Consider the following 24135-nt stretch of genomic DNA (forward strand, 5'->3'; position numbering starts at 1 on the left):
ACTTCGCAAGAGAGGAGCGGATGGGACGTCCAATCTTCTATGATAGCCGAACTGTATTCCTAGATAAATGTCAGAGTTACGTCATGTACTTCAAAGTCAAAACCGTGTATGATATTCACTGCTGCGCGAAATGATGATACATACATAAAGAATTTGCGGCTAAAGAGAGGGGAATAGAACGAAATGAAACACGGATGGATGACCAGACGTCTTGGCATGGAGCCAGGAGACCAGTGGAAAAAGGAAGTTGTGGCGGGAGCCATTTCCTATTTTGCCGTGGTCTATATCGTTATGGTCAATGCTACAATTCTTTCCGATGCCGGGATGCCCTTGCAGGCGGCCATGGTTGGAACCTTGCTGACATCCATTGCAGGCTGTTTGCTCATGGCATTTGGCGGAAAATCACCGATTATCGTGGTACCCGGAATGGGGATTAATGCATTTTTTACGTATACACTTGTACATTCCATGAAATTAAGCTGGCAAGAAGCGCTGGCCGTTGTGACCGTTACAGGTATACTTTTTGCCATTGTTGCGTTTACGTCACTATACAAAATGATCAGCGAAGCGATCCCGAAAAATCTGCAGCATGGTATTACGGTCGGGATTGGTTTGTTTCTGACATTTATCGGTTTGCAAAAAAGTGGAATCGTCATCGCACACCAAACTACGTTTGTCGCGATTGGGCATTTCAATGATCCGAATGTCATTACAGCCTGCGTTACGCTGGTGCTTGCCTTGATTTTATTTATACGTAACGTACAGGGTGGACTTCTGATCAGTATTCTGGTCGGGACAGGTCTTGCCTATGTACTTGGTGCAGTGAACCCGGGTGAATCCGTATCAGCGATGGATGCGCTGCGTCAATACGGTGGGTTGTTTGGCGAATTGTCTTTGATGAAGCTGGCTGATGTCGCGTTTTGGATCGCGGTATTTTTGCTACTGCTAATTGTGGTGTTCGAAAATATCGGATTAATTACCGCTCAGACACAGATGATTGGTCGTCCAGAGCGGTTCAAAGGAAGTCTACGCGCACTATCCATTAGTACCGTATTGGCAGGCGTATTCGGAAGTAGTCCTCCAGTTGCTGCAGCCGAGACTACAGCCGGAATTGCAGCAGGCGGTCGCACAGGTTTGACTCCACTCGTTACAGCCGTGTTATTCGGGGCTACTTTCTTCTTCATTCCGCTACTCGGTTACATCCCGGACAGTGCAATTGCGCCCATTTTGATCATTATTGGTGGCCTGATGGTGCAAGGTGTGAAGGATATGGATTTTGGTGACTTTACAGAGGCATTCCCGGCATTTCTGATCATGGTCATGATTCCATTTACATATAGCATCGTGGACGGTATGGCGTTTGGATTTATTGCCTATCCCTTAGCGAAGCTGGCAGCAGGTCAAGGTAAACAGGTACCTGTGGTCATGTATGGCATTTCCATCCTCTTTTTAGCCAATTTTGTGTTACATGGTATCTTGTAAAGCTGTGTTATACAACAAAAGGCAACGTCATGTAAGTTCATACGTATGATCTCTGGTGAGCAGATGGAGAACGGGAGGAACGGGAATGGAAGAGCAGCAACAAACAGGGCAGAATGAACCGAAGGTAGGAAAAAAGGGATTTAAGGATTTCGTCAAGCTCATCGCTTCCACGAATCCGCCAAAACTGATCCTGATTCTGGCCCTCATCTTAACCCTGATTCAAACAACAGCCGGACTGATCGTGCCATTGATGACCAAAGGTCTGATTGATGGACTAACCACTTCGGCACTGAACAAATCTGTTATTTTGTTATTGCTGGGGGCATTTGTGATTCAGGCGATTGCCTCGGGTATTAGCATTTATATGTTAAATTACGCCGGACAACGCGTGGTCGCAACGCTTCGTACCAAGCTGTGGAATAAGGTATTGTCGCTACGAATGCCGTATTTTGATCGCAATCGGACAGGCGATACCATGAGCCGGATTACGAATGATACAAGCCAGATCATGACGTTGATCGCAGATTATCTGGTTTCCTTTGTGTCCAACATCGTCGCTGTTGTGGGTGGCGTGGCGTTACTATTTTACTTGGATTGGGTGATGTCGCTCATTATTCTGAGTCTGGTGCCGCTTACGATGTTGATCCTGTTGCCGGTCGGGAAGAAAATGTACAAGATCTCCAAGAAGCAGCAGGATGAGATGGCAGGTCTTACGTCTGTGCTCAGTCAGGTTATTGGCGAGATCCGCTTGGTGAAAGCTTACGGAACGGAGAAACAGGAAGTGGAAGCAGGAGATTCCCGGATTCGTAAAATGTTTGCTTTTGGCTTGCAGGAAGCGCGCATTCTTGCTCTGATCGGTCCTTTGTTTACATTTGTCATGACTGCCGTTCTAGTCGTTATTCTGGGTGTGGGGGGAATGCGCGTAGCGTCTGGACTGTTGTCGCCTGGTGAACTGGTTGCGTTCATTTTACTGTTGTTCCAGGTCATTATGCCAATGGGACAATTCACGACGTTATACTCTCGTTTGCAAAAAGTCGTAGGTGCAACGGAGCGCATACAAGCTATCCTTGCCGATGAGGAAGAGCCACATGACAGCACTAAGGTAGCGCCAAAAGGAAATGAGACGATTGCATTCCATGATGTACATTTTTCCTATGTTACAGGTGAGGAAGTGTTGCACGGAATCAATTTGACGGTACCTACACAAAAAGTGACAGCCATTGTCGGTCCAAGCGGTAGCGGCAAATCAACACTGTTCTCTTTGATGGAGCAGTTTTATATGCCCGATTCAGGCCATATTTCATATGGGGGACAAGCCATAACAGATTATTCTTTGGCCTCCTGGCGCAGCAAGATTGGGTATGTATCTCAGGAAAGTCCACTTATGGCGGGTACGATCAAAGACAACATCACGTACGGATTAGGTCGTGAGGCCACGATGGATGAGATCCGGCGAGCTGCTGAGATGGCCTATTCTGCCGACTTTATCGACAAGCTACCACAGGGCTATGACACGGAAGTGGGCGAGAGGGGAATCAAGTTATCTGGGGGCCAACGTCAGCGGATTGCTATTGCTCGTGCCTTACTGCGCAGTCCGGATATTCTTATGTTGGATGAAGCGACATCCAGTCTGGACAGCACCTCGGAGTATGAAGTACAGCAAGCATTGTCCAATCTGATGGAAGGAAGAACTACGATCGTGATCGCGCACCGATTGTCCACAGTGGTGGATTCCGATCAGATTGTTGTATTGGAGCATGGGCATGTTACCGGAACAGGAACTCATACGGAATTAATTAGCAATCATCCGGTATACCGTGAATTAGCGCAGAAACAGTTTGTGGCACAGGAAGGCAATGCAACTACAGTACAAAACGAAGAGTAATTCTCATTAATGCAGGATCTCCATTGAAATACCCATGAGGTATTTCAACGGAGATCCTTTTTGCTCATCCTTTAAATTCCTCATATTTACAGTAAGACCAACATACTCTATATTATAGATACCGACCGTTGGTATGTATAAGGAGGAACTTATGGCCAGAAATAAATATCCTGAGCAGACACTGGACCTGATTCTGACTGTCTCAACTCAAATGTTTACCGAAAAGGGATATGAAAAGACCAGTATTCAAGACATTATAGATGAATTAGGTATGTCCAAAGGTGCAATATATCATCATTTCAAATCCAAGGAGGATATCCTTAGTGCTGTGATGGAGAAGGAGCTTGGGCGGGCAGAAGACATGTTTATGGAACTCATCCAGAACACGCATGCTCCGAATGCCAGGCAGAAGCTCATCAGTATTTTGGAAAATATTATCGTTGATCCTGGAATTCAGTCCAACTCAATTGATCAGGTTCTAAGCACTCAGATCAAGAATCCGCAGTTTGTTCTTGGAGGGATCAGAAAAGGTGTTCTGAAGGATGCACGAATTATTTCCAATATTATGGAACAAGGCAAGGAAGATGGGTCCATTTCAGTCGAATATCCGCTGGAGTGTGCTGAAATCTTCATGCTGCTCGTTAATATCTGGATTAACCCTCTTCTTTTTGGCAGAGATCAGGAGCAGACATTGGAAAGGCTTAAGTTTTTGCAACACATGATGAAGCTCTTGGGAGCAGATATCGTTAGCGAACAGCTCATTCAGCGAATTACGAATCGCCATGCCAGCACGGGAGGGTATACGGAGGCGGAATAAACATATACATGATTGTTTGAAATGGAGAGGGAAAAGATGTTGAAAAGTGGTGAGCTTGCCATATGCAAGAGCATAGACATTGATCAACCCATTCATGATATACAGTTAAATTGGTTGTCAGGAGATATCAGAGTTCTTCCGAGTGTGGATGAACTGATTCACGTTATGCAATATGCGGATGCGTGCTTTTCCAAGCGAAGGCTGATGCAAGTTAACATACGAGGGGATACCTTAAGCATTGTGGACGGGAGAAAAAGGAGAGGCCTCGTTGGAATAAATATTGCTAGAACAGCATTGGAGATTCAGCTTCCTGATCGGGTTTTTGATCGTATTTTACTAAACTCCACAGGAGGACAACTCCGGTTGAATCGGCTTCTGGCCACTCGCTGTCAATGTAAGATCACCTCAGGTAGTGTAGACCTATCAGGGAGGATGGATGAGCTTGAACTGTGCGCATTGGCATCGATAGTGAAAGGGCAGCACCTTAGTGCAGATAAATTCAATCTTCAATCCAGTTCAGCCAAGATCGACATATCAGGGGAGTTTAATCATTTACAAATTACCACAATAGGCAGAAAATTAAATATGGACTGTCTCAAGATGCCAGAGAAATTACATTCCGTATCCACAGGGGCAAAGGCAGTGGTTTCCATCCCAGATAACGAAGGTTTCCAAATTATACTTAAAGAAAGATCAGGAGCATTAAAAAGTGAATTTGATTTGACTCCCCTTCATGGGGACAGCAACTGTCTAATACACAAAAGTGGAAAAAGTGAATTCCAAGTGGATATTCGAGGAGGAGCTTTTCATCTAAAATCCAGGAAATGAGAGACTGTTCGTGTGTACTGAAAACAAAGGGGGCGGTAGGTATAATGGCTGGTTGGATTGTAGGGATTAGTTTTTCCACCATCGTACTGCTAATCGGGATTTACGGCGCATTAAACAGCAGGCGCAGGCTGGCCAGAAACAAGTGGGCCTGGTGGTTTATTCTGTTTGGTTGTTGTGCGCTTGTCAGTGCCATCATTAATTATCAATTCAGATGAGCCTCATATATTACAAAAGTAAGCCTACAAAAACGGATGTGGCTTTCAATTGCCCTATGTGATATAGTAAGTATCCTTTTGTATTGCCAGATCTAGGCGATGCAGAGCAAAACATATTCTTAGGAGGTAACTGAAACATGTCAGACAGCTTTCAAAGTGCCTATCAAGAAGAAGAGTACAGGTTAGAGCGAACGATGGAGGAAGTGGATAGTCAGCTGGAACGACTGCAGAACATTCCGGTATACACCGGCCACGACTTCACAGAACAAGTGCTGGAAGCTGGACGCGAAGAGCGTCGCACCGCCTTGTCCAAGAGCGCGCAGCAACCCTATTTCGGACGCTTGGATTTCGAAGAACAGGGCAGTGGTGCACGGAAACCGCTGTATATTGGCAAAATTGGCGTAGACCGCGAAGAGGTGGGAGAGCATCCGCTCGTCATCGACTGGCGTGCTCCTGTCGCAAGCCTGTTTTACTCATTTACGGGAGGGGAAGCCTCCGCTACGTACGAAGCCCCGGAAGGGCTTATTGAAGGTCTCGTATATCTGAAACGAAACGTTGTCATTCGGCAGCGGATATTGGAACGTGTGGCGGATACATATAACCGTGACAGCGACCAGCCAGCGGTATCTGATGAATTCCTCGTTTATCGTCTGGGAGAGAACAAGGATAACAAACTGCGTGATATCGTATCTACGATTCAAGCGGAGCAGGATCTGATTATTCGTGCGGCGAGAAACACCGCATTGATCATTCAGGGTGTAGCCGGATCAGGGAAAACAACGGTTGCCCTGCATCGGCTTGCCTTTTTGCTATATCAGTATAAGGAGCAGGTATCTGCAGAGAAAATGGTTATTTTTGCACCTAACCACATGTTCCTGGATTACATCTCGGATGTGCTTCCGGAACTTGGAGTAGGTGATATCCAGCAACGGACATTCCCGGATTGGGCGATGAACCTGCTGGGGCTTGATATGCCTTTGGCGAATACGTCGGATACATTGAACACATGGTTTGAAACTCCAGATGCACGACCTGAATTGAATGATGATGTACCTGGACGTTACAAAGGATCCATCCGTTTCATGGAGCTTATTCGAGAGTGGCTCTCGGGCATGGAAGAAGATTCCGTACCGGATATGGACTTCAATCCATGGGATGGTAAGGTGCTCAGCAAGACGGAGATCGAGAACTGGTTCGGTGAGGAATATAAGCATTATCCACTGGCCAAACGCAAAGAACGGGTCATGGCGCGGGTTCACCGCTGGATTGAGATGGAACTTAAGAAACCGATGCCAGAAGCTGTGCGCAAAGAACGCAAGAAAAAAGCGTCTACTCGTGAGAAAGCTTATGCCAAAAAATGGCCTCAATATGAGCCTCTTACGTTATACAAACAGCTGTTCAAAGCTACAAAGGGTGGCTCTGTGCCAGCCTCGCTCAGCGGGCTGATTCCAAAACCAGTCATGAAACAAACCGCAGCAGATCTGAAACAGGATATCGTCCGTGAAGAGGACCTGCCTGCATTGGTATACATTCATACATTGGTCCATGATATTGAGGGTTCGGAGCGATTCGACCATATTGTGATCGATGAAGCCCAGGACTTTTCACCTTTCCATGTGGCGTTATTGGATCGTTTCGTCAAAGGGCATTCCTTCACCATACTGGGTGACTTGTCCCAAGGGATTCATGAGTACCGTGGTGTTCATGCGTGGGAAGAGATGAGTTCTTTATTTCCCGAGGAACAGAATGCATACTTTGCATTGACCCGAAGTTATCGTTCAACGATGGAAATTATCGATTATGCCAATACGATTCTAGAACGGGGCGTCAAGAGCGGGATTACGGCGATTCCTGTTTTCCGTAGTGGTGATCCGGTTCGGACGTTGGCTTATGGAGGCGAAGGGCGGACGGAGAGTCTGGAGCAGGCTTTGAAGGTGTTAACGGTCAAAGACTACCGAACCGTCTCCATCCTGACCCGTACACTGCATGAAGCAGAGGTACTTCACCGTGAACTACAGGCCGCAGGCTGGGATCTAAACCTGATCGATGGTGGCAAAAAGCAGTACACGGGTGGACACTCTGTTTTACCGGTCTATCTGTCCAAAGGGTTGGAGTTTGATGCCGTTATTGTGGCAGACGTAGACCAGAAGCATTATTTGCCAAATGCAGGTGATGCAAAGCTGTTGTACGTTGGTTGTACACGGGCCTTGCACGAATTGTGGTTGTTCCATGACGGTGAACTGCCGATCTATGCGGCTGCAACACATAATCCCGATGGCGAGTCCGTAACCATTCAGGGTTGGCCAGAGCTTGGATAGATAAAGTTTATTTATACAGAAAAAGGCATGACGTTTATGGAGAGTCCCATAAGCGCATGCCTTTTTTGCTTTTGTGCGAGAAATGATTAATCTTCCAAGGAAGAACGATGAAGAAGTTCAAGTTATGTTACTCTACTTTTCATTCTGGATGAGCGACGGTTCACCAGGAATATGCCAACACCAATGAATAAACCACCTGCCAATGCAAACCACTGAACGTGTTCTCCTAGTAAAATCCAACTCGATAATACACCAAAGAACGGTGCCAGAAACAGATACGAACTGGTTTGGGCTGGGTCACTATTCTGAAGCAGATAAAACCAGAGTGAGAACTGAATGATGGAGCAAACAAGCGTTAACCAGAGCAGCGCCATAACCGAGGTGGTATTGACCATAAAGTGAGGCTGTTCAGTCCATACGCTCAGTAGAAGAAGCGCAGCACCTCCAGCGAGCATCTGATAGGCAGTTAAGACAAAAGTATCGTAGCCATCACCCCAGCGTTTGATGAGCAATGTGGACACGGCAAAGGAGATCGCTCCACCAAATCCAATCCAAGTTCCGGGGCTAAAGCTCATCTGCCACCCAAAAGTTAACATTATCCCGATGAAACCGAGTATAACACCGATCCACTGACTGAAACGGTAGGTCACTCTATATAAGAGAGCACTGAGGATAATGACCAGTAGCGGATTGGTAAACGTAATAATGGCGGATTCACCGGATGTAATCCAGTTCATGCTGTAGTAGGCGCAGCCCATCACTCCTGCGGATTGGAACAGGCCAATAAGGATTATTCTCAACCAAGACTGCCATCCAGTAGGCAAAGGACGTTTACGAAGGAACAAGGCCATCAAGCCACCTGCCAGTATATAACGTATGCCCATGAGCAGGAAAGGTGGGGCATATAACATGCCGATCTTGCCAACTGGAAAAGAAGTACCCATGATTAACGTTGTCAAAATGATCAAGATGGTATACTTCAAGGGTTTTATGCTTCGGGTATCTTTATCATGAATGGTGCTCATAACGTCTGTCCGCTATCTACAATAATTAGCTGTCCGGTCATTCTGTTTTTCCAGTATGTCATGTGAACACTCCTTATCATCATCCAGTCAGATGACTGGTTTGGGATCTATATGAATTGTAGTCCGGTTTACACATGAAGTATAATGATTGGTAATGAAGCAGATATCATTTTGAATGATGTCAGAGTGGAGGGACCATGGAGAGCGGGGATCTTAGAATATTTCAGTGTGTTGCACAGGAAGGGAATCTGACCAAAGCTGCTTCTAAACTGGGGTATGTTCAATCCAACGTAACGGCACGAATCCGGCATCTGGAAGCAGAAGTAGGTACAACGTTGTTCATTCGTCATAACCGAGGCATGACGTTATCTCCAGCCGGAGAGATGCTGCTGACCTATGCAGATAAAATTATTGGTTTGCTGAATGATGCTTCCAAGGCGCTTCGGGCGACGAGCACACCATCGGGTCCAATGCGAATAGGGTCTACACAAACCGCGGCGGCTGTGCGACTACCTGAACTTTTCGTCAGATATTATAAACAGTATCCAGATGTCTCCTTGTCACTGGTTACTGGTAATTCGCAGATGCTTATGGATCAAGTGATTGGGTATGAATTGGAGGGAGCATTTATAGGCTGTCCCTGTGATCACCCTGACATCGTTTCTATTCCCGTATTTGATGAGGAACTATTTGTTGTCTATTCTGGTATGGGTCCTACGGATGAAGATCTTAAGAGTAAACCCATTCTTGTCTACAGCATGGGGTGTTCCTATCGTCAGGTTTTGGAGGAATGGTTAGAAGTGGGTGGTGTTACCCGCCCAGTGATTATGGAATTTGGAACCCTTGAAGCGATTATTAGTGGGGTTACGTCCGGCATGGGAATTTCCTTGTTACCAGAGATTGTGATTAGGCATCAGATCAAAAATGGATTACTGCGCACGCATACACTCCCCGTAGGTATGAATCGCATGATGACTCATTTTATTACTCGCAAGGATGCCTTTGTCAGCAGTGCACTTCATGCATTTATGGCTATGTTACCGCGAGAGTATGATATGATAGAGAGTGGAGAACCATCAGAGGTATAATTGTAATCAAGGCAAGGCAATCCGTTAAGGAAGTGATGAGCAATGGATTTATTTTCGTTTCAACAGGACTCAAAACCACAAGCTAGACTGCTCGCGGACCGCTTGCGGCCAGAGCATCTGGATGAATATATTGGACAGGAACATATTATTGGACCGGGGAAATTACTCCGGCGCGCCATCGAGGCTGATCAGATTTCGTCAATCTTGTTATACGGCCCGCCGGGATGTGGCAAGACTACCTTGGCACATATTATTTCCCAGCAAACGCAAGGACAGTTTGTACGTCTGAATGCGGTGGAAGCTTCCGTCAAGGATGTGCGTGAGGTCATCGAACAGGCGCAAACGAACAAACAGCTGTATGGAACGAAAACCATTTTGTTCCTCGACGAGGTACATCGGTTTAACAGTTCACGTCAGGATGCGCTATTGCCAGCGGTAGAGAAGGGCACGATTATTTTTATCGGCGCGACAACAGAGAATCCCTTTCATTATGTCAATGGAGCCTTGATGAGTCGATCCACCCTGTTCCAGCTAGAATCACTGAACAAGGAGCATTCGCTTATTGCGATGCGCAGAGCATTGAGTGATACGGACAAAGGTCTGGGGTTCATGGAACTGCATGCGGACGACGAAGCGCTTGAGCATATTGCAACGATGGCCAACGGAGATATTCGGCGTGCGCTTAACGCGCTTGAACTGGCTGCGTTGACCACGCCACCGGAGAAGGATGGGTCCATTCATATTACGCTTAGTGTAGCTGAAGAGTCTATTCGGCGCCCCATTGTGAAGGCGGATGAATCCACACAGTATGATGTGTTGTCTGCATTTCACAAGAGTATTCGGGGTTCCAGTGATGCGGCGCTGTTCTGGTTTCTATACGCGGTGGAGAAGCTCGGCATGGACCCGATGACCTTCATTCGGCGTCTGATTGCAGCGAGCAGTGAAGATATTGGACTTGCGAACCCGCAAGCCATGACTCAGGCGATTGGAGCACTTGATGCGTACCGAAATAACGGCTGGCCCGAAGCCAAGCTGAACATTGCACAAGCGATACTGTTTGCGGTCGAAAGTCCAAAATCCAATGCGGTGTACACCGCCATTTCCAAAGCCATGAACGCGATTGATGAGGTAAAATCGGCAGAAGTTCCGCTTCACTTGCGAGATACGCATTACTCGGGTGCCTTGAAGCTCGGACATGAGGGCTATCAATATCCGCACAATTACCCTGGGCATTATGTGAAGCAAGAATATTTGCCAAAGCAACTCTCACGGAGAGTATTCTATGAGGCAACGGAGCAAGGCAACGAATCGAAGATCAGGCTGAACCAACAGCGGCGCAGAGAACTGTAAGACAGACAGATCACTCGGGAGATGCACACAACATGAAAGAGCTTTTGTATATAGGGGCGGGTGGATTTCTCGGTACATTAACCCGATATGCCATACAGTTAGCGATACCCACTGTCCATGGGGGGTTCCCTTGGGCGGTGCTGTTAATCAATGCGATTGGCAGCCTTTTTTTGGGTTGGTTCTTTACCATAGCTGTTCCAGGCAAAATAACACCACAACTTCGACTGGCGATTGGTACAGGTTTTACTGGCGCATTTACGACATTTTCCACGTATACACTGGATATTGTTCGTTTATCCGAAGGGGGCGAATGGATCAGTGCCGCTATTTATATGATCGTAAGTCTGTTGGCAGGATTGTTGCTCTGTGCGCTGGGAATAAGCCATGGACAGCGTATGTTGGGAGCACCAAGACAAGAGGGTGATGCCTCATGATCCTGTGGATTGGTTTTGCAGGTGTGCTGGGTGCGGTACTGCGTTACAGTCTGGGAAAATGGGTCTCTGGCTTGCTGGGAACGGCTTTTCCATGGGGAACATGGATCATCAACATCAGTGGTTCACTGCTGCTTGGGTTGTTATACGGGTGGCACCAATCTACAATGATCTCAGATGGAATCTGGGTGATGTGGGGAACCGGATTTTGCGGTGCGTACACGACGTTCTCTACGTTTGGTTATGAGACGTTAGGACTTCTGGGTCGACAACGATACGCAAGCGCGGCGCTCTACGTTGTCAGTTCGGTTGTAGTTGGGGTGTTGGCTGCCTGGGCAGGAGTCTGGTTGACTGCATAACGAACTATTTTTAATTTTTTTGCAAAAATAAGCAGGAAAAAAGCCATCCTTCATGGTATACATGAAAGACGGCTTTTTTAATAGGGATACACGGTATTGTGTATAATCTGCATTTTAATGGACAAGCTCTATTATTGCATCGCGGGTACAGGCACTTTTTGCACCTGATCGATCGTACCCCCACCCAGGCAGACCTCTCCGTCGTAGAAAACAACGGCTTGTCCTGGTGTAATGGCTTTTTGCTGCTGGTCAAATTGTACATCCACACTTCCATCTTCCTGCCAGGTCAATGTTACACTTTGATCCGGCTGACGATAGCGGAACTTGGCAGTACAACGGTATGGCACATTAGGCATGTGCTCTGTACCGGCAATCCAGTTCACACCCGTTGCGGTAAGACCAGTGGAGTACAGGCTTGCATGGGCATCGCCCTGAACAACAAGCAGTTGATTCTTCTCCAGGTTCTTGTCTGCAACGAACCAGGGTTCACCATTGCCGGAACCACCAATGCCAAGACCTTGGCGCTGTCCAAGTGTGTAGTACATCAGACCGTCGTGACGACCTTTGACTTCACCGGTTGCGATATCAACCATGTCTCCGCCTTTGGCAGGCAGATAGTTACTCAGGAACTCTTTGAAATTACGCTCACCGATGAAGCAGACACCTGTGCTGTCTTTTTTCTTGGCAGTATACAAACCAGCCGCTTCTGCGATTTTGCGTACTTCCGGTTTGGGCAGATGACCAATCGGGAACATGGCTTTGGACAGCTGGTTCTGATTGAGTGCGTTAAGGAAATAGGTCTGATCCTTATTGTTGTCCACACCACGAAGCAACTTGAGTGTGCCATCTTCTTCAATCAGGCGAGCATAGTGTCCTGTAGCTACATAATCTGCGCCGAGATCCAGAGCTTTGTTCAGGAATTCACCAAATTTGATCTCACGATTACACATGACATCCGGATTTGGCGTGCGGCCCGACTTATATTCATCAAGGAAATAGGTAAATACTTTATCAAAATATTCTTTCTCGAAGTTGACAGTGTAGTAAGGAATGCCGATCTGTTCACATACGCGGCGTACATCCTCTGAATCTTCTTCAGCGGTACAGTGGCCGAACTCGTCGGTGTCATCCCAGTTTTTCATGAAAATGCCGATGACATCGTACCCTTGCTCTTTCAGCAACAGTGCGGTAACGGAAGAATCGACACCTCCGGACATGCCAACGACGACCCGTGTATTTTCAATTGTTTTGGACATCGTTATCACCATTTCTATATATAAATGTGTTTCGTTTCTTATTCTAGCATAACCGGACTCAAGATACGATACACCCGGCCAATTTTGGATAGTGTCCACCACAGACGCACATTTTGGAATATCGTCAATCTTTCTTTTCCATAAAGCATGCAGATATGTTAACATTAGCTGAGGGTTATGATCGGAATACGGAGGATTAGAAGATTTATTCTAATTTCTATGCTTCTCCGCTGTGGACAGATCTTGAAACATACGGTCATGGACCATAGGATTAAATATAAAGTTTCCAATTGTTTCTGAAAATTGAAAGAGGTGACTCCTTTGAAAATATCGACAAAAGGCCGTTACGGCCTCACAATCATGATGGAGCTTGCTGCCAGAATAGGCGAAGGCCCTACATCACTTAAAAGCATTGCTGAGCGCAACCAGCTTTCGGAGCATTACCTGGAGCAACTGATCGCTCCACTGCGTAATGCAGGACTGGTGAAGAGCATTAGAGGTGCTTACGGCGGTTATATCCTTGCGGGTGATCCTGCAACCGTAACTGCAGGCGATGTAATCCGTGTACTGGAAGGGCCAATCTCTCCAGTAGATTTCACAGAGGAAGATGATCCGGCGAAACGTGATCTGTGGTTGCGTATTCGTGACGGGATTGCGGAAGTGTTGGATTCCACAACACTGAAAGACCTGATTACCTTCCAGGATCAGGACAAAAAAGATAGCTACATGTTTTATATTTAACAATGACTGCGATGAGCATGACATGGTAACATACTTGAGCCCCCATTTGGGGGCTTTATCCATGCCATAACAGAAAAATAAGATAATTTAACATATAACGGGGTGAAGATAAATGAAACGAATTTATTTGGATCACGCCGCATCGACACCTATGCATCCACAAGTCGCAGAAGCGATGATGAACGTCATGACAGGACAATTTGGCAATGCATCAAGTATCCATGCCTTTGGGCGTGAGGCCAAACGGACTGTCAGCGGAGCAAGGGATGTCATTGCGGCGTCTTTGGGCTGTTTCCCGGACGAATTGGTATTCACCGGAGGCGGCACGGAGAGCGACAATCTGGCCATTTTCGGTGCAGTCTCATCCAGACAGGATAAGGGGAAACACGTCATTACGACCGCAATTGAGCACCATGCTGTCTTGCATACGTGTCAGGAATTGGAGCGGCAAGGTTATGAAGTAACCTATCTATCTGTGGATCGTCATGGACGAATAAATCTGGATGAGTTGCAAGAGGCCATTCGGCCGGATACGGTGCTGATTACCATGATGTATGCCAACAATGAAGTAGGCACGATTCAGCCGATCCGTGAGGTGGGTGAGCTTGCACGTCAGCATAATATCCTTTTCCATACCGATGCAGTTCAGGCTCTGGGCAGCCAGAATATTTCCTGTAAGGAACTGCCTGTGGATCTGATCAGCTTCTCTGCGCATAAAATCAACGGACCTCAGGGCGTGGGTGCACTTTATGTACGGCGAGGTATTGTGCTGGAAGCTAGAGCTCATGGTGGCCTGCAAGAGCGTCAGCGTCGCGCTGGTACGGAAAATATCGCAGGTATTACCGGATTTGCAGAGGCTCTCAAGATTGCATCAGTACATACGGAGATGCATCGTCAGCATGATTTGGCATTGCGGAAGCTTTTGTTGCAACAGCTTGAAATTCATGTGGGGACGGAGCATTTTCACGTGAATGGACACCCGGACCATACGCTGCCAAACATCCTGAATATCAGCTTTCCGGAAGTGTCCACAGAGACAATGTTAATGAATCTGGATATGGAAGGGATTGCTGTTGCAAGCGGTTCTGCCTGCACTTCCGGTTCACTTGAAGTCTCTCATGTGCTCAAAGCGATGAAATTGCCTGAAACATTTTTACACTCTGCGATTCGATTTAGCTGGGGATTGGGTAATACTACGGAAGAAATCATGATAACCGCCGAAAAAATTGGAACCATTCTTGGACGACTGCGTAATAGACCCTAAGGGGAACTTTACACATGGAACAGAAGGAGGGAAGAAGTTCCATTTCATCGGTTGGATAGAAGCGGTTTTGATGATCGGCGTCTGATTGCCACTCATCAACTTTGGGCATACCTAGCAATAGCGCCGCGTCTATTTAATGATAAGAAGATGAGGGGGACCCAGCGATGAAGCTTCAGGAAATGATCGGACTTGCCGTTTTTGATGTTGAGGACGGGAAGCAGGTCGGTAAAATCCAGGATTTCATTGTGAATGATGATTGGGAGATCGAAGGCATTGAGCTTGAGAACAAAGGTCTGTTTACCAATCATGTCAAAATCGTGCAGTGGCAAGATATCGTTGCCTACGGCGAAGATGCCGTCATGATCCGTAATCAACAGGCTGTCCGCAAGACGGGAGCCGACGACATAAAATACACGTACCTCCTCGGTCGGTCTAAATTGAAGGAGATGTCCGTGCTCACCGAAGAAGGTTTGCTGCTCGGGCGTGTCTCCGATGTTTATTTTGACCAAGAGTTGGGAAATACAATAATAGGGATTGAAATTACGGACGGTTTTGTGTCCGATCTGATCGAGGGCCGCAAATGGCTGCCATGTACAAGCGATATGTCCATCGGGGAAAGTGCCATTATGGTGCCGTCTCTGAGTGAACAACGCTTGGAAAATGCCATTCATTCTGTTAATGGATAGGTGAACGAATATGAAATGTCCAAACTGTAGTTCCAAAGATATCGGGAAAATTGGTTCCCACCAGTTTTATTGCTGGGGATGCTTTATCGAATTAACGGTGAACGGTGAGAAAATGTCTGTATATCAGGTGGAAGAAGACGGTACGCTGAGCTCCCTGGATGATCTCTTTTTCGGGGACGAGCTGCCGCAAGACTTCCCTCATCTTCACGCTTCTTCTTAATAAGCAGGATAACTTCCTCTATATGCGGTTTCATGACAATGTCTGTCATGAGAGGCTGTCGTTACTTGTTGGCAGATGTATATAGATGCGGTTACATAGTGGTTCGGCTGGTGTATGGTTGATTATATGCTAACCTATACTGCAAAATGCGCTTCCTTCTCTGATGAAGGAGGCGTTTTTTGGGTTTAAGAAAAAATGTTCGGATTGCTCCTTTCCACTTCTGCGCTGTGTTAATAAATATTACCTTTCCTACATATACTGACTCTCAGAGCCAGTCCAAAAGGAGAGATGCAAGTGGAGCAATTAACCAAAAACAAGCTGTTCCGTTACGCGATCTGGCTGTTGCTCGGATTGATTATTCTGTACTTTATATGGATGCTACGGCCTTTACTGCTTCACATATATGCTTTCTTAAAAACAGTGCTGGCGCCCTTTATCGTAGCCCTTATCATATCCTATGTACTTAATCCGATTGTCAGCATGCTGGGAGGGCGCAAGGTGCCGCGTACGATTGCGGTACTACTCATATATGCCTTTTTCCTGACCTGCCTTGGTGTCATTCTAATGAATGTCATTCCAGTTTTGATTGAACAGCTGGGGGAACTCAACGAGCATATGCCGGAACTGTCCATGCGTGCCCAGAGCCTGATGAACAATATGGATCACAAATTAATGCCGCCAAGTGTGCGAACAGGCATGAACAGTTGGTTTTTTCAGATGGAGGATCGACTAACTCAGGGAATTGCCGTGCTTATGGACAATATCGGGGCGACCATTAATGTGTTATTCAATGTGTTTATCGTGCCATTTCTGATCTTTTATATGTTAAAAGACTTTGAGGTGTTTGAACGCACCATTGTGGCGTATCTTCCGCGTTCACGTCGTAAAGCGATTGTCTCGGTGATGAAAGAGATCGATACTGCACTGGGGAACTACATTCGGGGACAGTTTATTGTCTGTGTCATTGTTGGTATCTTTGCCTACATTGGTTATATCGTCATTGATATGCCGTATGCCCTGCTGCTTGCAAGCATTGTAGCTGTGTTTAACATTGTGCCCTACTTGGGGCCGTTTCTCGGCGCTGCTCCTGCTGTGGTCATGGCATCAACCGTATCGTTTAAAATGGTACTACTTGTTGTCATTGTGAACACACTGTGCCAGGTGTTGGAGAGTAATGTTATTTCTCCTCAGGTGGTGGGACGTACGTTGCATCTGCATCCACTGTCGATTATATTTGCACTGCTCGTCGGAGGTGAATTGGCAGGCATTGTAGGTTTAATTCTGGCAGTACCCGTTTTTGCCGTGCTGAAGGTGATTGTGCAACACTTTTTCGCCTATTACATCAAACGAAGGACCGACTAATTAGTAGGGCTAAAACATCAACGAGGCCGCGTTGACACCCGCTTGTGCTACCGATATAATGAGTGTGTATGTTGAGAACATGAAATCGATGATGAAATAAAGTACGCCGAGGGTTCCTTTCCTCAGAGAATAGACTTCATCGGATCAGGGTGAGCCTGAACTGATGGCTGGAAGAGTCTTGAAAGATGAAGCGGCAGAAAGCTGATTTCGGAGTGCAGGATAACCCTGCCGGGAGCGACCGTTATTTCGCATGAACGAGGAGATTGTTTGTTTATCCATGCAGCAAGGGATGAACAGCAATAACCAGGGTGGTACCGCGATGACATCGTCCCTGATTATTCAGGGGCGTTTTTTGTGTTTATTTTTACAAAAACAATGTTGACCAACCGGAGCGAATACGCAACGGACTATTATAATTTAATGGGGGCATCCAGTATGAAAGCCAGTGAAATCCGGTCCAAATGGATAGAGTTTTTTGCAAGTAAAGGTCACAAAATCGAGCCGAGCGCATCGCTCGTGCCTCACAACGATCCTTCCCTTTTGTGGATCAATGCAGGTATGGCACCGCTCAAACCATATTTTGACGGACGTGAGAAGCCGGAGAACCCGCGTCTAGCGAACTCCCAAAAATGTATCCGTACCAATGATATTGAGAATGTCGGCAAAACGCGTCGTCACCATACGTTCTTTGAAATGCTCGGCAATTTCTCTATTGGAGATTACTTCAAGGAAGAGACGGTTACATGGGCATGGGAGTTCTTGACCAGCAAAGAGTGGATCGGTTTCGATCCGGAACGTCTTTCCGTAACGGTATATCCGGAAGATGAAGAAGCTTTCAAACTGTGGAACGAAAAAGTGGGACTGCCTGCTGAACGTATCATCAAATTGGATGAAAACTTCTGGGATATCGGCGAAGGCCCATGTGGACCTTGTACCGAGATCTTCTATGACCGCGGCGAAGCTTACGGAAACGACATGAGTGATCCTGAAATGTATCCAGGTGGGGAAAACGAACGTTATCTGGAAGTATGGAACCTGGTATTCTCCCAGTTCAACCATAACAAGGACGGCAGCTACACACCGCTTCCTAACAAAAATATTGATACAGGTGCAGGTTTGGAGCGTTTTGCTTCCATTCTGCAAAATGTGGACTCCAACTTCGACACAGACCTGTTCCAACCGATGATTCAAAGAACAGCCGCTCTTGCGGATGTGAAATATAACGACAGCGTAGAGATTGATGTTGCACTGAAAGTCATTGCCGATCATATCCGTACGGTTGCCTTTGCAGTAGGTGATGGCGTTCTGCCAAGTAATGAAGGACGTGGATATGTCATCCGCCGCTTGCTTCGCCGTGCAGTTCGTTATGGAAAAGTACTTGGACTTGACCGTCCATTCCTGTATGAATTGACAACAACCGTTGGTGAAGTGATGGGCATGTACTACCCTGAGGTAGTAGACAAACAGGAGTTCATCGCCAAAGTAATCAAAACCGAGGAAGAGCGTTTCCACGAAACTCTAACAGATGGTCTGGCTATTCTGGCTGATATCAGCGGCACAGCCAAATCAGAAGGACGCACCGTTATTAGCGGACCTGAAGCTTTCAAGCTGTATGATACGTACGGTTTCCCGTTTGACCTGACAGAAGATTATGCAGCAGAGCATGGTCTGACTGTGGACCGTGAAGGTTTTGATGCTTCCATGCAGAAACAACGTGAGCTTGGACGTGCTGGGCGTCAAGAGAACGAGAGCATGAAAGTTCAAGGCGGACCACTTGCTGATCTGGAGGTTAAAAGCGAGTTTGTTGGTTATACTGACCTGTTGACGGAAGCAAAAGTGGTAGCCATCGTAGCTGGTGACGCCCTTGTTGAATCTGTAGGCGAAGGACAGACGTGTCAGGTTGTTCTGGACAAGACTCCGTTCTACGCGGAAAGTGGGGGTCAAGTGAGTGATCAGGGCTTGCTGCGAGGTGCTAGTGTAACAGCAAAAGTACAAGGTTTGTTCAAAGCTCCACTCGGACAACATGTACATCTGGTGACTGTGGAGTCTGGTGAACTGCGTGTAGGTGATGTGATCAACGCCGAAGTAGACTCAGCGAAACGTGGCGACATTATCAAAAACCATACAGCAACCCACTTGCTGCACAAGGCACTCAAAGATGTGCTCGGCACACACGTAAACCAGGCAGGATCGCTCGTAGAGCCACAGCGTCTACGGTTTGACTTCTCTCACTTCGGCAGCATTACGCCGGAAGAGTTGACAGAAATTGAGCGTCAAGTGAACGAACAGATCTGGAATCGTCTGAACGTGAACATCGAGCTGAAAGCTATTGATGAAGCCAAAGAAATGGGGGCAATGGCCCTGTTTGGCGAAAAATATGGAGATATTGTACGTGTCGTTCAAGTCGGAGACTACAGTTTGGAACTTTGTGGCGGCTGTCACGTAAATAATACTTCAGAGATTGGAATCTTCAAACTGGTGAGCGAGAGCGGAATTGGATCCGGCGTACGCCGGATCGAAGCTGTAACTGGCCGCGGCGCATATCTGTATGTGGAAAGCCAGTTGGAACTGCTTAAACAATCAGCAGCACTGCTCAAAGCAAATGTGGCTGATGTACCTAAACGGATTGAAGGTCTGAACCAACAACTGAAAGAAGCAGCCAGAGAGACTGAATCCCTGCAAAGCAAGCTGAGTGCTATGGAAGCGGGTCAATTGACCGATCAAGTGGTACAAGCAGGAAATACACAATTGCTGGCAGCACGCGTAGATGCTCCGAACATGGATGCGCTGCGTACAGTGGCAGATGAGTTGAAAGTAAAATTGCCTAACGCGGTACTCGTATTGGGTGCTCCAGCGGACGGCAAAGTGAATTTTGTTGTAGCAGTACCTGCTGAACAAGTAAAACAAGGATTACACGCAGGCAAAATCGTCAAAGAAGTCGCAGCAGTATGCGGCGGTGGCGGTGGTGGACGTCCAGATATGGCGCAAGCCGGAGGTAAGGATGCGACCAAGCTGGATGAAGCGCTGAAACTGGCGGTTTCGCTGGTTAGCGGGCATAATGCATAAATCCATTGAGTGGCTTTCAATCGTCAAAAAATAAATCGAAATGGTTCTGTTCGTTTATTTTTTGTACCCGAGAGCGTGTGGAATCGAATGATGCAATATGCTGAAGCCAGTAAAGGACAAGCAAAAAACACAATTGCCTTATCCTTTGTTTACTTGTGGCAGTCAGAATATGTTATTATATAAACAGAAATCAATTCGGCAGGACATGGTCCCCATGTTCATGCAGGAGCGAGGTGTCATCAATGGACTCCATGGATAAGACGGTTAAATTTAATGTGAAAGGTGACGAACAGGAAGCATCATCCAAAGAGATTCTTCTCACGGTATATGATGCATTGGTCGATAAGGAGTATAATCCGATCAACCAGATTGTTGGGTATCTGATTTCTGGAGACCCGGCATACATTCCTCGTCACAACAACGCACGTAGTCTGGTCCGTAAAAAGGAGCGCGATGAGCTGATTGAAGAGCTTGTACGTTCCTATCTGGCCAATCACCGGTAATGTACGCCGCTTCCGCTGTGTTGCAGCCTTGCAGGCAGCGGGAAATGAACCGACAGAAGACAGCCTGAAGCTTGAGAAGGCGATTATTTGTAATCGACCTGAGCAGGCCCCAGGATGGGAGAGCATGGATGAAAATATTAGGTTTGGACTATGGGGACCGAAGAATCGGAGTTGCCGCGAGTGACGTCTTCGGTTGGACTGCCCAGGGATTGGAAGTACTTGAACGCCGCCGTGATGAAGGTGAGTTCACTCGGATTGCCGATCTTGTGCGTGAGCATGAGATTAGTGAGATCGTAGTCGGACTTCCCAAAAACATGAACGGCACCGTAGGACCGCGCGGTGAGATATGCATTGCTTTTGCCGATCGCCTGCGGGATGAACTGAATTTACCTGTTCACCTTTGGGATGAACGGCTGACAACCATGGCAGCAGAACGTACGCTGATTGAAGCGGATGTCAGTCGGAAAAAACGCAAGCAAGTTGTGGACAAAATGGCCGCAAGCTTGATTTTGCAAAATTATTTGGATGCCAATAGTAGAAGGTGAGGGGGATCAACAATGGCTGAAGATCAACTGGGTATGGAAGAAGAAGCGGAAATTATTTACATTGCGGATGACGAGGGTAATGAAGAGGAATTTGAAGTCATCATGAAGTTTGAAGTAGACGGTTCGGAGGCCAAGTACATGATGGTTGCTCCGGTTGAACCTGAAGATGGCGAAACGGATGTATATGCATTCCGTTATGAAGAAGAGGGCGACGATATTAAACTTTTCGTCATCCAAGATGATGCCGAGTGGGATATCGTCGAGGAGACGTTTAATACATTTCTTGCTGAAGATGAAGAGGAAGCGAACTAAATGACGGAATATAGCCGCAAAGACCTGAAATGGACAGATTCACTGCGTCTGGCATTCGGTGCTCATGTTGAGCTCGAAGAAGAGAACGGTAAATCACAACCGTATGACTTGTTGGCTGAGTTCGAAGTGAACGGTCAGCAGTACGCGGTGCTCCGCAGTTCGTTGCGACCTTATGACGAGGTTGAACTTCTGCGGGTATCACCTGGAAGTGAAGACCAGATCATGCCGGAGTTAGTTACGATCGACGATGATGATGAGTGGGAGAACATCTCGGAATTGTATGATGAGTGTACACTCCCGATAGACGAAGATTAAATCAGCTTCAAATTGAAGAAACCGGGAGGGCGGAGAAGTCCGCTCTTTTTGGTTGTGTAAAGGAGTTGTTTCTTTTTTGAAAGGGAAAGCAATTGTAGTCATACTGCTTATCATTGTAGTTCTTGCCGGAGGCGCAGGTGGATACGTATGGAGTATGATGCGTCCTGTGGAAGCTTCTACAGAACCAGTCGTATTCGAGATTAAGAGCGGATCGGGAACTTCGAAAATCGCGGATCAGCTTCAAGAAGAAGGCCTCATCCGAAGTGGGTTAACCTTCAAAGGGTATTTAAAGTGGAAGAAACTAGGTTCAAATTTCATGGCGGGTACATATTCTATGAATCCTGGCGTGACATATGATGAGATTGTTAGCAAGCTGAGTAGTGGGGAAGTTATACCGGAAGAAATGGTGAAATTTACGATTCCAGAGGGTTATAACGTTCTGCAAATGGCGGGTAAGCTTTCTTATGAGCATGTTGTAGATCGGGATGAATTCATTAAGCTGGCCAATGATCCTTCGGCCTTCGATGTAGATATCATCAAAGATATTCCAGTGGATGAAGAACTTCGCTACGTATTGGAAGGGTATCTATTCCCGGAGACGTATGAGCTGAAAAAGGGAAGTTCCACACATGATGTGATGCAACGGATGCTGGAAGAATTCCAGACTAAGATTAATTCCATTCCTGATTTGGAAGCCAAGCTTCAGGAAAAGAACCTTTCTCTGCATGAACTGCTGACGATTGCATCACTCGTGGAGAAAGAAGTTGTGGTGGATGAGGAACGTGCTCTGGTTGCAGGTGTAATCTACAATCGGATCAATCAAGATATGAAGCTGGAGATTGATGCTACCGTGCAATATCTGCTCGACAGACCGAAGGAACGATTGTTTTTCAAGGATCTAAAGGTGAAAAGTCCCTATAATACGTACCTGAACAAAGGCTTGCCACCCGGTCCGATTGCCAGTCCAAGTCTTCCGTCCATTGAGGCAGCGCTAAATCCGGAAGCTTCGGAGTATCTGTTCTATGTGACAAAAAAGGATGGCTCGTCTGGACATCTATTTGCCAAAACGTATAAGGAACACCAGCAAAATATAGCCAAAAGTAAGGCTGCGCAATAAGCGGAGGGGATTATATGAGTAAGAAACATGAACTGCTCGTTACAGCAGCGAATGTGAAAGAGGCAGAAGTGCTGCTCCAGGCTGGAGCAGATGCTCTGGTCATTGGAGATGATCGATTCGGCATGCGTCTACCAGGCAGCTTTAGCGTGGAAGAGACAGCAGAGGTGGTTGCCATTGCAGCCAAACATCAGGCGCGTGTGTATGTATCCATGACTAATCTGATGTCCAACGAACTGTTGAAAGAATTGCCTGAATATGTTCAATCACTTGGCAGAATCGGTATTGATGGTGTGGAGTTTAATGATCCATCCGTGCAGGCCACCATGAAGGAATACGCTCCACATGTGAAGCTGCACTGGAATGCGGAGATGACTTCAACGAACTATGCGACGGCCAACTATTGGGGAACCAAGGGAGCGAGTCGCGTTGTACTTGCCCGAGAGTTGAATATGGACGAGTTGACGGAAATGGTTCCTTTTCTGAAGGTGGAAGCTCAGGTTCAGGTGCATGGCATGACGAATATTTATCATTCCAAGCGCAGTCTGGTGCAAAGTTACATGGCTCATCAAGGACGGCCGGTTGAGGGACATCTGGGCAAAGAACGGGGATTGTTCCTGATCGAGGCTGAACGCCGGGATGAGAAATTCCCGATCTATGAGGATATTAACGGTACACACATTATGAGCTCAGAGGATATATGTATCCTCGAAGATCTTCATCTGTTGATGGAGGCGGGTGTGCACAGTTTCAAAATTGAAGGTATGTTAAAATCACTTACCTACAACGAAGCTGTTGTACGTGCATATCGGACAGCGATTGACAGTTATGTAGCCGATGCCGATGCATATGCTTTTTCTGAAGAGTGGCTCGCTGAGGTGCGGAAGTTACAGGACCCTGAACGTGAATTGTCGTTTGGATTTTTCTATAAAGAACAAGTGTATTAATAGATG

24 protein-coding genes are annotated in these 24135 nt (G+C 46.7%); 22 read left to right on the forward strand and 2 right to left on the reverse strand.

Annotated elements, in window-relative coordinates:
• Positions 1-183: 183 nt before the first annotated feature.
• From J2Z28_RS10935 to J2Z28_RS10960, 6 genes are all read left to right on the forward strand, one after another.
• Positions 184-1482, forward strand: a complete 1299-nt coding sequence (locus J2Z28_RS10935; RefSeq protein ID WP_211082504.1) for an NCS2 family permease — start codon at positions 184-186, stop codon at positions 1480-1482.
• Between the two features lie 85 nt (positions 1483-1567).
• Positions 1568-3367: an ABC transporter ATP-binding protein gene (locus J2Z28_RS10940; RefSeq protein ID WP_211082505.1), complete on the forward strand. Its 1800-nt coding sequence runs from the start codon at positions 1568-1570 to the stop codon at positions 3365-3367.
• A gap of 151 nt (positions 3368-3518) precedes the next feature.
• Positions 3519-4184 carry a TetR/AcrR family transcriptional regulator gene (locus tag J2Z28_RS10945; RefSeq protein WP_211082506.1) on the forward strand — a complete coding sequence of 222 codons (666 nt, stop codon included), beginning with the start codon at positions 3519-3521 and terminating at the stop codon, positions 4182-4184.
• A gap of 36 nt (positions 4185-4220) precedes the next feature.
• Positions 4221-5012: a DUF4097 family beta strand repeat-containing protein gene (locus J2Z28_RS10950; protein ID WP_211082507.1), complete on the forward strand. Its 792-nt coding sequence runs from the start codon at positions 4221-4223 to the stop codon at positions 5010-5012.
• A gap of 44 nt (positions 5013-5056) precedes the next feature.
• A complete protein-coding gene (locus tag J2Z28_RS10955) occupies positions 5057-5227 on the forward strand; it encodes a hypothetical protein (RefSeq protein WP_164783408.1) in 171 nt (56 codons plus the stop codon).
• A 137-nt stretch (positions 5228-5364) separates the two neighbouring features.
• A complete protein-coding gene (locus J2Z28_RS10960; protein WP_211082508.1) occupies positions 5365-7545 on the forward strand; it encodes a HelD family protein in 2181 nt (726 codons plus the stop codon).
• A gap of 122 nt (positions 7546-7667) precedes the next feature.
• On the opposite strand, the gene J2Z28_RS10965 is transcribed toward J2Z28_RS10960, so the two are convergent.
• Positions 7668-8570 (reverse strand): DMT family transporter, encoded by a 903-nt coding sequence (locus tag J2Z28_RS10965; protein WP_211082509.1) that lies wholly within the window; start codon positions 8568-8570, stop codon positions 7668-7670.
• 197 nt (positions 8571-8767) lie between these two features.
• On the opposite strand from J2Z28_RS10965, the gene J2Z28_RS10970 reads away from it, so the two are divergent.
• The 4 genes from J2Z28_RS10970 to crcB (J2Z28_RS10985) are packed head-to-tail and all read left to right on the forward strand — an operon-like array spanning position 8768 to position 11798.
• Entirely contained in the window at positions 8768-9658 is an 891-nt protein-coding gene (locus tag J2Z28_RS10970; protein WP_047844075.1) for a LysR family transcriptional regulator, read from the forward strand.
• Between the two features lie 42 nt (positions 9659-9700).
• Entirely contained in the window at positions 9701-11008 is a 1308-nt protein-coding gene (locus J2Z28_RS10975) for a replication-associated recombination protein A (RefSeq protein WP_211082510.1), read from the forward strand.
• A 32-nt stretch (positions 11009-11040) separates the two neighbouring features.
• Positions 11041-11442, forward strand: coding sequence for a fluoride efflux transporter CrcB (crcB, locus tag J2Z28_RS10980; RefSeq protein WP_211082511.1), 402 nt, complete (start codon positions 11041-11043; stop codon positions 11440-11442).
• A complete protein-coding gene (crcB, locus tag J2Z28_RS10985) occupies positions 11439-11798 on the forward strand; it encodes a fluoride efflux transporter CrcB (protein ID WP_211082512.1) in 360 nt (119 codons plus the stop codon). The genes crcB (J2Z28_RS10980) and crcB (J2Z28_RS10985) overlap by 4 nt, the downstream gene beginning before the upstream one ends.
• 131 nt (positions 11799-11929) lie before the next feature.
• On the opposite strand, the gene mnmA is transcribed toward crcB (J2Z28_RS10985), so the two are convergent.
• The gene (gene mnmA, locus J2Z28_RS10990) at positions 11930-13054 is read right to left on the reverse strand and encodes a tRNA 2-thiouridine(34) synthase MnmA (RefSeq protein ID WP_211082513.1); all 1125 of its coding nucleotides are present in this window, start codon (positions 13052-13054) and stop codon (positions 11930-11932) included.
• A 321-nt stretch (positions 13055-13375) separates the two neighbouring features.
• Here mnmA and cymR point away from each other — a divergent pair, with 321 nt between their 5' ends.
• From cymR to J2Z28_RS11050, 12 genes are all read left to right on the forward strand, one after another.
• Positions 13376-13795: a cysteine metabolism transcriptional regulator CymR gene (gene cymR, locus J2Z28_RS10995; protein ID WP_017686811.1), complete on the forward strand. Its 420-nt coding sequence runs from the start codon at positions 13376-13378 to the stop codon at positions 13793-13795.
• Between the two features lie 112 nt (positions 13796-13907).
• On the forward strand, positions 13908-15059 hold the full coding sequence (locus J2Z28_RS11000) for a cysteine desulfurase family protein (RefSeq protein ID WP_211082514.1): 1152 nt from the start codon (positions 13908-13910) through the stop codon (positions 15057-15059).
• Positions 15060-15223: 164 nt separating this feature from the next.
• A complete protein-coding gene (locus J2Z28_RS11005) occupies positions 15224-15745 on the forward strand; it encodes a PRC-barrel domain-containing protein (protein ID WP_017686814.1) in 522 nt (173 codons plus the stop codon).
• 10 nt (positions 15746-15755) lie between these two features.
• The gene (locus tag J2Z28_RS11010; RefSeq protein WP_017686815.1) at positions 15756-15965 is read left to right on the forward strand and encodes a hypothetical protein; all 210 of its coding nucleotides are present in this window, start codon (positions 15756-15758) and stop codon (positions 15963-15965) included.
• A 294-nt stretch (positions 15966-16259) separates the two neighbouring features.
• A complete protein-coding gene (locus tag J2Z28_RS11015) occupies positions 16260-17327 on the forward strand; it encodes an AI-2E family transporter (RefSeq protein WP_211082515.1) in 1068 nt (355 codons plus the stop codon).
• Between the two features lie 435 nt (positions 17328-17762).
• Positions 17763-20393, forward strand: coding sequence for an alanine--tRNA ligase (gene alaS / locus J2Z28_RS11020; protein WP_211082516.1), 2631 nt, complete (start codon positions 17763-17765; stop codon positions 20391-20393).
• A gap of 242 nt (positions 20394-20635) precedes the next feature.
• Entirely contained in the window at positions 20636-20896 is a 261-nt protein-coding gene (locus J2Z28_RS11025; RefSeq protein ID WP_036616950.1) for an IreB family regulatory phosphoprotein, read from the forward strand.
• 128 nt (positions 20897-21024) lie between these two features.
• The gene (gene ruvX / locus J2Z28_RS11030; RefSeq protein WP_211082517.1) at positions 21025-21441 is read left to right on the forward strand and encodes a Holliday junction resolvase RuvX; all 417 of its coding nucleotides are present in this window, start codon (positions 21025-21027) and stop codon (positions 21439-21441) included.
• Between the two features lie 12 nt (positions 21442-21453).
• Entirely contained in the window at positions 21454-21753 is a 300-nt protein-coding gene (locus J2Z28_RS11035) for a DUF1292 domain-containing protein (protein WP_017686820.1), read from the forward strand.
• Positions 21754-22068, forward strand: coding sequence for a DUF1292 domain-containing protein (locus tag J2Z28_RS11040; protein WP_047844066.1), 315 nt, complete (start codon positions 21754-21756; stop codon positions 22066-22068).
• A gap of 76 nt (positions 22069-22144) precedes the next feature.
• The gene (gene mltG / locus J2Z28_RS11045; RefSeq protein ID WP_244988228.1) at positions 22145-23185 is read left to right on the forward strand and encodes an endolytic transglycosylase MltG; all 1041 of its coding nucleotides are present in this window, start codon (positions 22145-22147) and stop codon (positions 23183-23185) included.
• Between the two features lie 14 nt (positions 23186-23199).
• On the forward strand, positions 23200-24129 hold the full coding sequence (locus tag J2Z28_RS11050; RefSeq protein ID WP_211082518.1) for a peptidase U32 family protein: 930 nt from the start codon (positions 23200-23202) through the stop codon (positions 24127-24129).
• Positions 24130-24135: the final 6 nt, after the last annotated feature.

Origin of the sequence: Paenibacillus xylanexedens (genome assembly GCF_017874615.1) — a bacterium.
GTDB lineage: Bacteria > Bacillota > Bacilli > Paenibacillales > Paenibacillaceae > Paenibacillus > Paenibacillus xylanexedens.

What these genes read in the sequence shown, in the direction of transcription:
- J2Z28_RS10935 (WP_211082504.1), top strand. Translation starts at nt 184, where the DNA reads ATGAAACACGGATGGATGACCAGACGTCTTGGCATGGAGCCAGGAGAC.
- J2Z28_RS10940 (WP_211082505.1), top strand. Translation starts at nt 1,568, where the DNA reads ATGGAAGAGCAGCAACAAACAGGGCAGAATGAACCGAAGGTAGGAAAA.
- J2Z28_RS10945 (WP_211082506.1), top strand. Translation starts at nt 3,519, where the DNA reads ATGGCCAGAAATAAATATCCTGAGCAGACACTGGACCTGATTCTGACT.
- J2Z28_RS10950 (WP_211082507.1), top strand. Translation starts at nt 4,221, where the DNA reads ATGTTGAAAAGTGGTGAGCTTGCCATATGCAAGAGCATAGACATTGAT.
- J2Z28_RS10955 (WP_164783408.1), top strand. Translation starts at nt 5,057, where the DNA reads ATGGCTGGTTGGATTGTAGGGATTAGTTTTTCCACCATCGTACTGCTA.
- J2Z28_RS10960 (WP_211082508.1), top strand. Translation starts at nt 5,365, where the DNA reads ATGTCAGACAGCTTTCAAAGTGCCTATCAAGAAGAAGAGTACAGGTTA.
- J2Z28_RS10965 (WP_211082509.1), bottom strand. Translation starts at nt 8,570, where the DNA reads ATGAGCACCATTCATGATAAAGATACCCGAAGCATAAAACCCTTGAAG.
- J2Z28_RS10970 (WP_047844075.1), top strand. Translation starts at nt 8,768, where the DNA reads ATGGAGAGCGGGGATCTTAGAATATTTCAGTGTGTTGCACAGGAAGGG.
- J2Z28_RS10975 (WP_211082510.1), top strand. Translation starts at nt 9,701, where the DNA reads ATGGATTTATTTTCGTTTCAACAGGACTCAAAACCACAAGCTAGACTG.
- crcB (WP_211082511.1), top strand. Translation starts at nt 11,041, where the DNA reads ATGAAAGAGCTTTTGTATATAGGGGCGGGTGGATTTCTCGGTACATTA.
- crcB (WP_211082512.1), top strand. Translation starts at nt 11,439, where the DNA reads ATGATCCTGTGGATTGGTTTTGCAGGTGTGCTGGGTGCGGTACTGCGT.
- mnmA (WP_211082513.1), bottom strand. Translation starts at nt 13,054, where the DNA reads ATGTCCAAAACAATTGAAAATACACGGGTCGTCGTTGGCATGTCCGGA.
- J2Z28_RS11000 (WP_211082514.1), top strand. Translation starts at nt 13,908, where the DNA reads ATGAAACGAATTTATTTGGATCACGCCGCATCGACACCTATGCATCCA.
- J2Z28_RS11005 (WP_017686814.1), top strand. Translation starts at nt 15,224, where the DNA reads ATGAAGCTTCAGGAAATGATCGGACTTGCCGTTTTTGATGTTGAGGAC.
- J2Z28_RS11010 (WP_017686815.1), top strand. Translation starts at nt 15,756, where the DNA reads ATGAAATGTCCAAACTGTAGTTCCAAAGATATCGGGAAAATTGGTTCC.
- alaS (WP_211082516.1), top strand. Translation starts at nt 17,763, where the DNA reads ATGAAAGCCAGTGAAATCCGGTCCAAATGGATAGAGTTTTTTGCAAGT.
- J2Z28_RS11025 (WP_036616950.1), top strand. Translation starts at nt 20,636, where the DNA reads ATGGACTCCATGGATAAGACGGTTAAATTTAATGTGAAAGGTGACGAA.
- ruvX (WP_211082517.1), top strand. Translation starts at nt 21,025, where the DNA reads ATGAAAATATTAGGTTTGGACTATGGGGACCGAAGAATCGGAGTTGCC.
- J2Z28_RS11035 (WP_017686820.1), top strand. Translation starts at nt 21,454, where the DNA reads ATGGCTGAAGATCAACTGGGTATGGAAGAAGAAGCGGAAATTATTTAC.
- J2Z28_RS11040 (WP_047844066.1), top strand. Translation starts at nt 21,754, where the DNA reads ATGACGGAATATAGCCGCAAAGACCTGAAATGGACAGATTCACTGCGT.
- J2Z28_RS11050 (WP_211082518.1), top strand. Translation starts at nt 23,200, where the DNA reads ATGAGTAAGAAACATGAACTGCTCGTTACAGCAGCGAATGTGAAAGAG.